Here is a 13,224-nt window from a genome sequence, read left to right as displayed (position 1 = left end):
AATCAATTAAGCTTTACACGATGCCTTCTCTGACAACAACTCATGATCAAGAGTAAACCCTGCATTGTTAAATGCAGCTTTATCCTGATTGATATTCGTACCAATCGTGGTTAAATAATCGCCCACCAGGGCAGCACTCACACCTGCTTTTAATGCTTTATCCTGAATATGACTGATCAGATTACGCCCACCCGCTAATCGGATGTTTGCCTTTGGGTTAATAAGGCGGAAGAGTGCAAAAGTGGTCAGAATTTCTTCATCAGATAAAGACTTTGCTTTTGAAAGCTGTGTACCTTCAACAGGCATTAAAACATTTAAAGGAATCGATTCGATCTCCAACTCACTTAATGTAAAAGCCATCTCAATGCGTTGTTCCATGGTTTCACCCATACCAATGATACCACCTGAACAGATGCCCATACCTGCCTCACGTGCCATTCTGATGGTTCTGAATTTATCTTCCATTGTATGTGAAGTACACACTTCCTTAAAGTATGACGGTGCAGTTTCGATATTACAATGATAATGACCAACACCTGCATCCCTTAGTTTATCAAGCTGAGAACGATTCAATAAGCCCATGGATGCACAAAGGTGAATTGGTGTCTTCTTCTGAATATTCTTGTACACTCCACATAATTTATCCAGATTGCCATTGGAGATGGATCGTCCGCTGGTTACCAGAGAGAAACGATAAACTCCTTTATTAGCATTTTCTTCGGCTAACTGCTCAGCTTCCTTCAGATCAACCAATTCATACTCTTCCACATTCGTATTATGAAACATGGACTGTGAACACCACTTACAGTTTTGCGTGCACTTGCCCGATTTAGCATTCATTATGGAACACATCTCCATAAAATCACCCTTAAAATAACGACGAAGCTCATCAGCAGCTTCATAAAGCTCATCTTTATTCTCAATGTTGATCAATGCCAAAGCTTCCTCCTGTGTGATGGAACCTCCACTTAAAATCCGTTCTTTAATTTCCTGAATCATACCTTTACAAATAAAAATCGCCAACAAGGAATAACCCTGCTGGCGATTGCATATATCATACTACATTTTTTTTAGCACATGCTGTTTCATCAGTATTAATTACCAATGCTAACAACAGCTCCTCATTTACCTCATCCAAGCTGCTTTCGTCTTCCGACTCTAACATTAAAGTTTGCTTCAACAACAAATCGATATTCAGTACAATCTGACCAATCCATTGCACCAAGGCTACAGATAAGCGCCCTATGTGCACCACATGCCCGAGTGATCCAAAGATGGCAAAACCTTTTCTGCTCCATTTTTTGAAAACAGTTACCGAATTTTGCTTGCTATTTTGAGATAAAAAATTCACAGCCACAAAGCTAACAGATAATTTTTAAATTTAATCACCTTCATCTTTGCTTTGCAACATATCGAATGATTCAATACTAATGGAGGAAATTTTATTATATCCAGCCAAGTTATAAAACAGACCAATTGGTCACCCTTCATATTACTAACTATAGAAGGATTCAACTATACCATATTACATAATCAATTGCCAGAAATATCCCTCTACACATTTAGAACGAAAACAAATAACGTCAGAGGCCCTACTATACCCGCTAATCTAGATTGGAAATATATAAATTAGCCTCCCTGGTAACTCAATCACAAAATAATTATAAACAATGAGTGGATTTTTTGGCAGCATCTCTAAAAATGACTGCGTAACTGATGTTTTTTATGGGACTGATTATCATTCTCACTTAGGAACCAAACGTGCCGGTTTGGCATTCTTCAATCCTGAAAAAGGATTTCAACGCGCCATCCATAGTCTGGAAGATGGTTATTTCAGAAACAAATTCGAGACGGATATCGAAGAATTTAACGGAAACAGTGGTATCGGAGTTATCTCTGACACTGAAGCACAGCCCATTATTGTAACATCTAACCTGGGACGTTTTGCAGTTGCAACTGTTTCTAAGATCGTTAACATTGACGAATTGGAAGAGCGCTTTATTAAGCAACACCGTACCTTTTCGGAAACCAGTCAGAACAACATCAATCCAACTGAATTGGTGGCCATGCTGATTGCTGAAGGTAAAACCTTTAAGGAAGGCATTGAGAACGTTTTCAATAGTATTAAAGGTTCTTGTTCGATGCTGATTTTAACCGAAGACGGATTACTGGCTGCCCGCGATAAGCTGGGACGTACGCCAATTATCCTGGGTAAAAAAGAAGGAGCTTACTCTGCTTCATTTGAAACATGCGCTTTCTCCAATCTTGACTATGAAATTGAAAAATACCTGGGGCCGGGCGAAATTGTAAAAATAACAAGTGATGGTTATGAGCAACTTCGTCAGCCAAACGAAAAGATGCAAGTCTGTTCATTCTTGTGGGTGTATTACGGCTACCCTCCATCATTCTACGAAGGCATCAATGTAGATGAAAGCCGCTACCGTTGTGGCGCAGCTTTGGCAAAAAGAAATGGTACCAATGCTGATTTCTGTGCAGGCATTCCTGATTCAGGTGTTGGTCATGCGATGGGCTATAGTCATGCCACCGGTGTACCTTTAAAGCGTCCTTATTCGAAATATACACCAACATGGCCAAGAAGTTTTATGCCTCAAAGCCAGAAGACCCGTGACTTGGTAGCTAAAATGAAACTGCTTCCAAACAAGGCATTGATAGAAGGTGGTCGTGGCATCTTCCTGGATGATTCCATTGTACGTGGAACGCAATTGAAAGATAATGTAAAAGACTTACATAAAGCTGGTATTAAAGAGGTACACGTACGTATTGCCTGCCCTCCACTGACGTATCCATGTGAGTTCTTAAATTTTAGCCGTTCGCGTTCCAATATGGATTTGGCAACCATTAAAGCTGCCTGCAAATTGGAAGGTCGTGAAGATGTTGACATGAAGGAATATTCTGACTGCAATTCTGAAAAGTATAAAGCTATGGTGGAAGAAATCCGCAAGACGCTGGATTTAACGTCATTGAAATTCCAAAGGTTGGATGACCTGGTTGAAGCAATTGGCTTGCCTAAAGAAAAGTTGTGTACACACTGCTGGGATGGATCAAGCCATTTTTAAAATGAATTTATAGAAGAATATATCATAAAAAACCGGCTAATGCCGGTTTTCTATTTCTGGCTAAATTCAATTTATTTTCTAATCCTCAAGCACCTTATAACGATACAAAACGAAAGTATTATCATCAGGTAGCGCTACCTCGATGGTTTCATCATCACTGACACTCTTTATTTGTGTTTCCGGACCATCACCAAATACTTTTGTTAGCTGAATAGTTTGGCCGGATGACAACCAGGTTTTTAGCCTTCCCTTTTCTTCTGTCTTTTCACGATATACCATCAGATACCCCTTGGTATTATCAATAATACTCTGAAAACCTGTCCAACTGTATCCATCGGGCATATCACCAATAGGGAATATGTCACCACTATGCAGGTCATTACGAATTGAATTGTATTGCTTTATCAGTGGCGCTACTTTATATGCATCTTTCGGTAAGCCACTTGCTTCAAACCAGGCTAAAGGCTGTGCCATACATGTAGTTGCAAACAAATAACTAAATGGTATCTGATTGGGAGCTAACTCGTCATCACCATACTTGTGTATGTTTCGCCACTTGTTTAAAAACTCGATCTGCAGACATTGAGCGGGTACATATTTACTTAACATCCAAAGATTACGTAATGTACGAAACGGATAATAGGAACGTGAATCTGTGTACCTGTTTTCGAGAAAGATATTGTTATTGGCATGTAAAAAATGGTAGCCGAAGCGCTTTCCAGCAGTTACATCCAGATTAAAAAATACTTCACCATTGGTTTCGGCAATCACTTTATTATAAAACTTAAGAAACTGCTCCTCCCCCAACTTGTTATTAATTTGCATCCCGTCAATTTTAAAAATACGAATGCCATAACGACGGTATAATCCAATCAGAATATCTGCATCATTCTCCCAGGCTTCATAATCGTTGTGGGAACTGGGGTTAAACCAGAGACCCAGCTGAATATCTAGTTTCTTTGCCTTTTTCACCAATGGCTCAAGTCCGTTGGGGAATCGTTCCTGATGAGGTAACCAATCTTCCACAGCCCACTTTTCCCAGGCCTTGTTTTTACCCTTAAACGCCGAATTATGTGATAATCCAGCCTGCCATCCATCATCTAATTGGAAATGGGTTATCCCTAAATCTCTACATTTATCCAGCTCGTTCATGATAAATCGCTCACTCATCCGGCCGTCTTTGGAACGATCGCCCCAGGTATTCATCATCACCATATCGTCTCTTCCGGTTACATATGTATGCTCTGCCATTTGGATTTGACGGAGTGCTTTAAGAATATCAATCTCTTTATCGGATGCAGCAATACCAATCGCTAATGAATAACCTTTTGTCCATTGATCTGCATTAAGATCCTTTATTTCACACCCCACACCAATCACATCAATACGACTGCCAAAGGCTTCAAAATCCACTCCCTGATGTCCGGCATAAGCCTCTTTTAGTGGGGCCTTTTTATAAAGAAATAATCCAAGCTTTGATTGTGGCTTTTTTATTGTCAGAATGTTACCTGTCATTGGAATTCGGGAATAACTCAAAACCTCATTCTCAGTCACCAGGTTATTATAGTAATCCGTTTGTCCCGTAAAACTAACAGCTTTATATACCAAATTCTTACCGCCAAAATCCAACTTATTCATGTAAGAATAAGCCTTCTTACCAGATTTTTTAACTTCAGAAAGTGCTTTAAGATAATAATCTGTCATAATTGCGGTTGCTCCTGGGTATATGCGCAAAACTCTTTTCAGACTAACGTTATCATAACTCGTAACAACCTCCACTTCCAGATGGTCTTTATATAAGGGACCGCTTTTCTCTGAAATTTGAATCTGACCTCCCTTAGCCACACCTTTAATACCAGGCATGCCAAAACCCGAATTATCGGGCTTTTGAAATTGCAACGACTTACCGCTTCGAAGGTCTTTGACAGAGAAATTGATCAAGTCGCCATTGTTCCATAGATATAAAGCTTCAATGGTGCCATTTGAAACAAACAGCGTATCATTATCAAGTGTTGCTTTACAATTGTGTAAGGAGGTTTGCGATATAATGTGAGAGCTACCAAACAGTGTTATCAACATTAAAACGAATAAGTAACGATGCATAATAGATGTGATTGATTTAGAAATTGACTAATTGGACAAATGTAATATATCTCTGTTGAAATCAATAAAATCGGAATAATCACCCACGGCAATCCCTTTAAAAGAGTTTTGCATGCAACTGTAGAGTTCCGATTTCGCCTCGCTATCGCACGAATCCTTTCGCGTGATTATATTCAACCACATGTGAGAACTCCTGCAACAACACAAGGAAAAAATGAAGAACCCATCAGAAGTGAAAGATATATTGAATGGGAAGTAACCTACTTAACAGCAATACAAACCACCTGAAATTCAGAGCAAAAAAAGCTGCCGTTTTGGGCAGCTACTTCAGTTACTCAGAAGCCATATTACGATAAGGCTTCCTCTTGTTCAGTGATGTTACCGGGCATATCCGACGCTTTTATCACAATCCTGTCCCCACTTAAATCCTCGTTCACTGCTGTAGCTGTATATACCCAATCAATTCCATTGTTATCCAATACGGCCTGGCCACTTGCAACCTCCGATCCATCCGCACTATAAATCTCAACACGAACGGTTTCTACCATAAAATCATCAATAGCACGAACCTTAATAGTACTACCAACTGTACCATCATAATTCTCCATGTTCACTTCATTTTTTTGCCATTAATACTTTTCCCATTTTGAAATAAAGTCATAGATTCGATGCTTCCATTACCATCAATGTTAAATTCAATTTGAGCATCCTTGACTTTTATGAAAAATTTGTTTTTTTCATAAGGAAATACCTGAACTTTTGACTGTCCACTTATTTGAATAAATAAATTTTGTTTTTCGAGAAAAACATCCATATACATTTCGGGAGAAAGCTTGTATTTGCCTTCATAGCTCTTTAAAACATCAACATTTAGAGTGGTAGATTTAAATTCTTTCTTCGCAAAACTAGGTAAATCATCAACTTGCTTTTCACCTCTTAAAAGCAGAATTGCACGGACAGATAATGCTGAAAGAATATTGCCAATATCGCCACAGTTTGCCATTACATAAAAACCTTTTTTAATGTTAATATCAAGTATGTAATAGGCACTAAAACCGGGAACACTGCCTCCGTGCAATATTAATTTTTTACCATTATTAACTGACACTCCAACTCCTAATCCGTAATTATTGGGAGTAAACTGATTTGTTTGCATTTCTTTAATTGAACTTGAGTCCAAAACTGAAGTATTTTTGTAATACCCGCTATTTAATTGTGGAATTAATAACCTACCCATGTCAGATGGTGTAAAGTAGGCATCCCCAGCTGGAAAAACATTATATCTACAAAAGTTGGTTGGTACAGGTTTATTATTCTCGGTATAATATGGAAGTGCCATTCTTTCCATCATCATTGGAGTTGGTTCAAATGGGTCAACATTATTAATAGATAGGGGTACCAAAAAGTTTTCTTTAAAATAATCGTTAAATGACTTCCCTGATATGTTTTGAATTATATAGCCGGATATGCCGTAACAATGGTTACAATATTTAAATTCAATTCCAGGTTTTTGGTAGGGGGTAATTCCTCTTATTAATGAATCAAGTGGTTCAGGCAACCTTCTTGCCCAAATAGGTATTTTAGTCGTTTCTCCTTTTAATCCTGAACGATGACTTAATAAGTGCCTTAACGTTACAGGGCTATCCTTGTCGAAATCGCGATATGTCGTTTGTTTCAAATACTTTGTAATGGGAAAATCAATATTTAGTTGGTTTGAAGCATGCAATTGCATTAAGCCCATTGCTGTAATAACTTTAAAAGTTGACCCTGTATTGTAAATTGTATTTGTAGTGGCAGGGATTTTTAAAGCTACATTGGAAAATCCATATGCTTTGTTTAATATCACAGAGTCTACACTTATTATTGCATATGAAATTGAGGGAACGCCAGTTTCATGTCTTATTTTTTCAATCTGCTTTTCCAGGTCATTTTCTATTTCCGAAATGGAGATTGACTGTGCATTTAGAAAGCCTGATTTAAGAACTAGAATTGTCAGAACTAAGTAAGTTAATGTTTTCACTATATGTAAAAATTAATGAGTAATTAATTGTTGCTGTTGTAATAATGGTGAATGCATATGGAGTGGCTGGCAAGGTAGTACCAACCATTATTTTCAAAAATTTACAGATGGTTAAATCTGGTTAATTTAACCATCCAGACTATGATTCTTAAATCATTCTAAATAGAAAATGAAAAAAATCAATTGTACTATGGGCAATTATAGGAAAGACTAAACTTCCGCTTCTTTCTCTCATAAGAGCAAAAATAAATCCATAGATACCAGTCAGTATAATATTCGGTGCATTGTCGAATTGAATTTCATAATTTTCAGTTAAATGAAAACCATGGAGCAATCCAAAAGCAATTGATGTTAGAATTGCTCCCCACCCAAAGTTAGTTCGAAGAACCCTAAACTTTTTATCAAACAATTTATTCAAGAATCCAAGTAAAAATCCACGATAAATTAACTCCTCATTTAAACCAGGCATAATAGCCAGGTATAACAGTGTTTTTGTATCGAATACTCCTTTATTGCCTAATAATCCGGGAATCAATGCTGTTAAGAAAATGCAAACCGTTACAATCAAAGAAAATTTAATAGAATTCTTGTTTTGATGTAGTCTTAATCCGATTTCATCTGGGGTAATAATTTTCTTTAACGGAATCAACAGTAGTAAAGCAAAAACAATGCTGTAAATTTTGGGGCTCCAATTACAATATATAGCATTATTCCAAGTATGTGATTTTATCAATTGCGTGTTGGGGTAAACGATTGTGATTGAATTTAGTAAGTTGTCGACAAATCCAACTATAAAAAAGAAAAGTAACAGAATCCAATACTTGCTTGATTTTTTATAGTCGATTAGGAAAGAGCATAAAACAAAAAAGCCAAAGATTATAGTGTATGATAAAATATCCTGTATCATATTATTTTAAGATTGAAAGGCATTAATCACTTGCTATTCCAGCTAATTTATCGTTTAATGGATTTAAAGAAACTGGTTTTATACTTGTCACTAATGGGTATAATTGTTTCCCCAATTTTAATTCGGTTACGCTCTATACTATCAATTTTATTTATCGATACTATGAATGAATTGTGAACTCGTACAAACTTACCTTCAGGCAGATGCCTGAGCATCCCCTTAAAACTTTGAAGCGTCATTCTATTTTTTGATGTAGAATGAATTTTCAAATAATCCTTCATCCCTTCGATAAATAAAATATCATCCAACACAACTTTTTCTATTCGGTTTTCAGATTTAATAAACATATATTCATTACTCTGAGAAGCAATTAATTCATAGTTTTTTGCCTTTTCTTTAAGTTCTTTTAAGTTTATTATTTTATCAACCGACTGAAGGAACCTTTCGAGGGTATACGGTTTTAATAAATAATCCACAACTGAGAACTCATAACCGGTTAAGGCATATTTCTCGTAGGCTGATGTAATAATTACAGCAGGTTTTACATGCAGTGCCTTAAGAAACTGAATACCGTTAAGATCTTTCATCTCAATGTCAAGAAATATTAAATCAACCTGATTTCCCTGCAAATAATTAATGGCAGTAATTCCATCATAAAAGACGGACATTAGCTCAATTACAGTAATCTTTTCAATAAAACCAGCTAATTTTTCAGCTGCCAGTTTTTCATCTTCTATGATAATACATTTAATCTTCATCTATTTTCAATCTTAACAATACGGTATACATTCCTTTTTGATTTTCAATATTTAACTCGTAACTGGCAGGATACATTAAATCAAGGCGTTTTATAATATTTGAGATGCCAAATCCTGATTTTGTCTCGTTTACCTTATTCTGGTTGAAATAATTCTGACATTCAAACAGTAAATCTTTGTTATTGGTCGATAACGAAATGTTTATTGGATGATTTTTGCCAATTAAGCCATGTTTAAACGTATTTTCGATAAATGGTAAGAATATCATCGGTGCTATTCGAATTTTCTCTGCATTAATATTCTTTTTCAAATAAAAGTTGACATTATTTTCGAAGCGCAAAGATTGAAGTTCAATATAATTTTCAATGTAGCCAATTTCATCAGACAGACTGACTTTATCTCTTTCTGAATTTGTGTATATGTATCGCAAAAGGTTAGATAACATATTGATCGATTCAGAAGCTTTTGCTGGTTTTGTTGTTATTAATGAATCAATGTTGTTTAATACATTGAATAAAAAATGTGGATTACTCTGATTAACTAACACTTTCAATTTTGCTTGAATCCTTTCATTTTCAAGTTCATTTTTCTTTCTCTCGGTATTAATCCAATCAATAATAATTCTCAAAAGCACTCCGGAAGCGCAAATAAATGAACTTAAAAAAACTACCTGAATATATCCTGAAATTGTATAGTTCATCCAACCATTTCCAGATATAGCTGAAAGCACCTTGTCAATATTAGCAATAAGTGGAAAAAGCAAACTTGTTCCAAAAAATGAGGCAAGAAAAGCGATATATTTTCGATGTAAATAAAATTTAGGAGCTAACAGTAAGTAGCCAAGATAAAACAATGCCAATGACCATGAAAGCATCCCCATTATTGAAATAACAACGGTATGTACATTTTCATTTACCCATAAGTTTCCTGCAAGAGATACCAGAAAAATTATAAGTAAGTTACAAAACAAAATAAATCCGTGTAATGTATAATAAATAGCCTTTTTCATAATTCTTAGCAAAGCTTTATAATTTTATTTTACTATAAAAAACTAATATACAGCTACTGAATTATATTCGACATATTTTATAGAACAATCGACAATTGAGTCAATCGTTGTACCTGAAGGAGTAACATGTGTGTTTCAACCTTTGAGACAATAGTCAATATGCGTAAAAAAATAATATCATAAAGCACATACAAGCTTTTGGCATCAAAGCAGGTCTAAACCGACTTGCTGAAATCCTTGCTGAGCATAGGATGTTTTAGCATTTAAAATACGAAATAAAAAACCTCTCCACTACTCTACAAAAAACAACGCTAACAATCATCCTAAAAACCACCACTTTGCCCATATCCTTCCTTCGCTCTCCCTTCGCATTACCCTAAGCTCACTTTCTGGTACTAATTTACCCTTCCAACGCAATCCTTTTCAGAAGTTGATTTGCATTACTCATTTGACAATGGTGGTAAAGAAACCGGGACTATATATATTGGTGATATCAAACCTCAGGAGAACTATAGCGCCTCAACAAGCATCGGATGCACCAACAAACAATTGCTCAAATGTAGTTGTGAAGCCTTTTGGTTCGATTAAGAATATAAAAAAAGCGCACCTGAAAAGATGCGCTTTGACTTTATGAACAAGTTGATTTATTCAACCAACGAAACTTCTTTAATGATCTCACCGCCACGAACAATGGCCTTTTCATTCATTGGAATTAAATGATGGTGGCGTTCAGGCAGTGATTTCTTCAATCCTGCAACAACATTCTCCATCTTCACCAATGGCTTCACCTGAAGATATCCACCCAAAACAATCATGTTAAAGGTCTTTACTGCATGCATGCGAGCAGCCTCATCAGTAGCATCTACACGATAAATATTAATATCTGTTCGCTCTGGATGCTTGGTAATTCCGTTACCATCATATATTAGAGTACCACCCGGCTTCACATCCTTCTCAAACTTATCCATCGACTGTTGGTTAAGAATGATAGCAGTATCATATTCGTGTAGGATTGGCGAACTAATACGGTCTTCACTAAGAATAACGGTTACATTAGCTGTACCACCTCGCATTTCTGGTCCGTAAGCTGGCATCCATGATACTTCCATATCTTGCATTACGCCTGAGTAAGCTAAAATCTTACCCATAGAAAGTACACCCTGTCCACCAAATCCGGCTATAATAATTTCTTCTTTCATTTTGTCAATTTTAAAAGATTAAACCGAACTACTCGTTCTTGATATCGCCAAGCGGGTAGTAAGGGAACATGTTTTCTTCCATCCATTCGTTGGCTTTAACAGGCGTCATTTTCCAACCGGAATTACAGTTAGAAACGATCTCTACCAATGAAGTACCCTTATTGGCCTTTTGGTTTTCAAACGCCTTACGCAAAGCTTTTTTGGTTTTACGTACATTAGCAGCTGTGTGAACAGCCTGACGTGTCACATAGCATGTACCTGGTAGTTGCGCCAAAATCTCAGAAATTTTAATTGGCTCACCGTCATGGCTTACATCGCGTCCGGCAGGACATGTTGATGCCGTCATACCTGGCAACGTTGTTGGGGCCATTTGACCACCTGTCATACCATAAATACCGTTATTAATAAATATCATCACGATATTCTCGCCACGGTTACAGGCATGAATGGTTTCGGCTGTACCAATGGCTGCTAAGTCACCATCACCCTGATATGAGAAAACATTCTTCTCTGGCATTAAACGCTTAACCGCTGTAGCCAATGCTGGTGCACGACCATGAGCAGCCTGCTGCCAGTCAATCTCTAAAAAATTGTATGCTAAAACAGAACAACCAACAGGCGCAATACCAATGGTTGTTTCCTGAATACCCATTTCTTCAATTACCTCAGCGATCAGCTTATGAACAGTACCATGTCCACAACCCGGACAGTAGCTTAATTCATTATCAGAAAGAACTTCTGTTCTTTTATAGATAAGGTTCTCAGGCTTTATAATTGTATTAATATCTGACATTGCTTAACCTCCTATTAATTTTTGCTCCAATGCTTCAACCACTTCACCTGGTGAGTGCACCGAACCACCAAAACGACCAAAATGCTCAACCGGAATTTTTCCATTAACAGCCAACCTTACATCTTCAACCATTTGTCCGGCACTCATCTCAACAGATAACATTCCTTTTACCTGCTCGGCATATTTCTGAATCGGCTTAACAGGGAAAGGATATAATGTAATTGGACGAAGCATTCCTACTTTGATTCCTTTTTCCCTTGCAATTTCAACAGACTTTTGACAGATACGGGCACTTGAACCGTAAGCAACAATCAAGTACTCAGCATCCTCGCACATGGTTTCTTCAAACAATACTTCATTCTCCTCAACCTGCTTGTATTTATTCTGCAGCTTGTGATTGAAAGCCTCCTGAACCGAAGCTTCTAGCTGAACTGAAGTAATGATGTTTTTATCTCTGCCATTCTTTTTTCCGGTTGTAGCCCATGGGTAATTCTCTTCAATATAATCCATTGTCCAACGCGGCTTGAACTCTTTCAACTCCACCTTTTCCATCATCTGACCGATAACACCATCAGATAAAATCATCACCGGATTACGATACTTAAACGCTAATTCAAAAGCATCCTCCACAAAATCAGCCATTTCCTGCACAGATGCCGGAGCCAAAGTAATTAATTTATAATCTCCATGACCACCACCTTTTACCGTCTGGAAATAATCAGACTGAGCTGGTTGAATGGTTCCTAATCCTGGTCCTCCTCTAACAACGTTCACTACAACACAAGGCAGCTCTGCTCCGGCAAGGTATGTTATACCTTCCTGCATTAAACTCATACCCGGACTTGAAGAAGAAGTCATAACACGTTTACCACATCCGGCACCACCATATACCATATTAATAGATGCGATTTCACTTTCTGCCTGCAACACAACCATCCCGGTTGTTTTCCATGGCTGTTCGGCCATGAGGGTTTCCATTATCTCCGATTGTGGAGTAATTGGGTAACCAAAGTAACCATCCACACCTGCGCGGATAGCAGCTTCGGCAATTGCCTCATTACCTTTCATTAATTTTAGTTCTCTCATGTGTGACTAAATTTCCTTTATGAGTTTTACATTAAGCAGTAGCTCCTGCCTTAGCGCGATAAACAGTAATACATGTATCGGGACAAATAATCCCGCAATTAGAACAACCGATACAAGCGTCGGGATTTGCCATATAGGCATAATGATACCCTTTGCCGTTAACATCGGCAGCTAATTCAATTACCTTTGTGGGGCAAACCGTAGTACAAACGCCGCAGCCTTTGCACCTAACTGTATCCACCACAATTGCACCTTTTGCTTTTGCCATATTA

The 13,224-nt window shown here is 37.3% G+C and carries 13 protein-coding genes; 1 reads left to right on the top strand and 12 read right to left on the bottom strand.

What is annotated here, in order from left to right; genetic code table 11:
• Positions 1-6: 6 nt before the first annotated feature.
• Both bioB and AC4MRQ_RS02280 read right to left on the bottom strand, forming a co-directional pair.
• Positions 7-999: a biotin synthase BioB gene (gene bioB, locus AC4MRQ_RS02285; protein ID WP_491196015.1), complete on the bottom strand. Its 993-nt coding sequence runs from the start codon at positions 997-999 to the stop codon at positions 7-9.
• Between the two features lie 55 nt (positions 1,000-1,054).
• Positions 1,055-1,351, bottom strand: coding sequence for a hypothetical protein (locus AC4MRQ_RS02280; RefSeq protein WP_491196014.1), 297 nt, complete (start codon positions 1,349-1,351; stop codon positions 1,055-1,057).
• A gap of 319 nt (positions 1,352-1,670) precedes the next feature.
• Here AC4MRQ_RS02280 and AC4MRQ_RS02275 point away from each other — a divergent pair, with 319 nt between their 5' ends.
• Positions 1,671-3,077, top strand: a complete 1,407-nt coding sequence (locus AC4MRQ_RS02275; RefSeq protein WP_491196013.1) for an amidophosphoribosyltransferase — start codon at positions 1,671-1,673, stop codon at positions 3,075-3,077.
• A gap of 78 nt (positions 3,078-3,155) precedes the next feature.
• Here AC4MRQ_RS02275 and AC4MRQ_RS02270 read toward each other — a convergent pair whose 3' ends face one another.
• From AC4MRQ_RS02270 to AC4MRQ_RS02225, 10 genes are all read right to left on the bottom strand, one after another.
• Complete coding sequence (locus AC4MRQ_RS02270; RefSeq protein WP_491196012.1) at positions 3,156-5,180, bottom strand: alpha-galactosidase; 2,025 nt, start codon at positions 5,178-5,180, stop codon at positions 3,156-3,158.
• Positions 5,181-5,527: 347 nt separating this feature from the next.
• Positions 5,528-5,788 (bottom strand): hypothetical protein, encoded by a 261-nt coding sequence (locus AC4MRQ_RS02265; RefSeq protein ID WP_491196011.1) that lies wholly within the window; start codon positions 5,786-5,788, stop codon positions 5,528-5,530.
• 2 nt (positions 5,789-5,790) lie between these two features.
• Positions 5,791-7,200 carry a serine hydrolase gene (locus tag AC4MRQ_RS02260; protein WP_491196010.1) on the bottom strand — a complete coding sequence of 470 codons (1,410 nt, stop codon included), beginning with the start codon at positions 7,198-7,200 and terminating at the stop codon, positions 5,791-5,793.
• Between the two features lie 148 nt (positions 7,201-7,348).
• A complete protein-coding gene (locus AC4MRQ_RS02255; protein WP_491196009.1) occupies positions 7,349-8,107 on the bottom strand; it encodes a CPBP family intramembrane glutamic endopeptidase in 759 nt (252 codons plus the stop codon).
• Positions 8,108-8,154: 47 nt separating this feature from the next.
• Entirely contained in the window at positions 8,155-8,865 is a 711-nt protein-coding gene (locus AC4MRQ_RS02250; RefSeq protein WP_491196008.1) for a LytR/AlgR family response regulator transcription factor, read from the bottom strand.
• Positions 8,855-9,874, bottom strand: a complete 1,020-nt coding sequence (locus AC4MRQ_RS02245; protein WP_491196007.1) for a sensor histidine kinase — start codon at positions 9,872-9,874, stop codon at positions 8,855-8,857. The genes AC4MRQ_RS02250 and AC4MRQ_RS02245 overlap by 11 nt, the downstream gene beginning before the upstream one ends.
• A gap of 644 nt (positions 9,875-10,518) precedes the next feature.
• A complete protein-coding gene (locus AC4MRQ_RS02240; RefSeq protein WP_491196006.1) occupies positions 10,519-11,073 on the bottom strand; it encodes a 2-oxoacid:ferredoxin oxidoreductase subunit gamma family protein in 555 nt (184 codons plus the stop codon).
• 28 nt (positions 11,074-11,101) lie between these two features.
• On the bottom strand, positions 11,102-11,866 hold the full coding sequence (locus AC4MRQ_RS02235; protein WP_491196005.1) for a thiamine pyrophosphate-dependent enzyme: 765 nt from the start codon (positions 11,864-11,866) through the stop codon (positions 11,102-11,104).
• Between the two features lie 3 nt (positions 11,867-11,869).
• Positions 11,870-12,952 carry a 3-methyl-2-oxobutanoate dehydrogenase subunit VorB gene (locus tag AC4MRQ_RS02230; RefSeq protein ID WP_491196004.1) on the bottom strand — a complete coding sequence of 361 codons (1,083 nt, stop codon included), beginning with the start codon at positions 12,950-12,952 and terminating at the stop codon, positions 11,870-11,872.
• A 31-nt stretch (positions 12,953-12,983) separates the two neighbouring features.
• A partial coding sequence (locus tag AC4MRQ_RS02225; RefSeq protein ID WP_491196003.1) for a 4Fe-4S dicluster domain-containing protein occupies positions 12,984-13,224 on the bottom strand: 241 nt, incomplete at its 5' end.

The sequence above is a fragment of the Carboxylicivirga sp. genome, assembly GCF_982718395.1.
Note: the sequence above shows the minus strand (reverse complement) of the source record. Positions and strands in the feature narration are given on the sequence as shown.

Bases quoted from the DNA above. Each gene is read 5' to 3' on its own strand.
- bioB (WP_491196015.1), bottom strand. From the start codon at position 999: ATGATTCAGGAAATTAAAGAACGGATTTTAAGTGGAGGTTCCATCACA.
- AC4MRQ_RS02275 (WP_491196013.1), top strand. From the start codon at position 1,671: ATGAGTGGATTTTTTGGCAGCATCTCTAAAAATGACTGCGTAACTGAT.
- AC4MRQ_RS02270 (WP_491196012.1), bottom strand. From the start codon at position 5,180: ATGCATCGTTACTTATTCGTTTTAATGTTGATAACACTGTTTGGTAGC.
- AC4MRQ_RS02265 (WP_491196011.1), bottom strand. From the start codon at position 5,788: ATGGAGAATTATGATGGTACAGTTGGTAGTACTATTAAGGTTCGTGCT.
- AC4MRQ_RS02255 (WP_491196009.1), bottom strand. From the start codon at position 8,107: ATGATACAGGATATTTTATCATACACTATAATCTTTGGCTTTTTTGTT.
- AC4MRQ_RS02250 (WP_491196008.1), bottom strand. From the start codon at position 8,865: ATGAAGATTAAATGTATTATCATAGAAGATGAAAAACTGGCAGCTGAA.
- AC4MRQ_RS02245 (WP_491196007.1), bottom strand. From the start codon at position 9,874: ATGAAAAAGGCTATTTATTATACATTACACGGATTTATTTTGTTTTGT.
- AC4MRQ_RS02240 (WP_491196006.1), bottom strand. From the start codon at position 11,073: ATGAAAGAAGAAATTATTATAGCCGGATTTGGTGGACAGGGTGTACTT.
- AC4MRQ_RS02235 (WP_491196005.1), bottom strand. From the start codon at position 11,866: ATGTCAGATATTAATACAATTATAAAGCCTGAGAACCTTATCTATAAA.
- AC4MRQ_RS02230 (WP_491196004.1), bottom strand. From the start codon at position 12,952: ATGAGAGAACTAAAATTAATGAAAGGTAATGAGGCAATTGCCGAAGCT.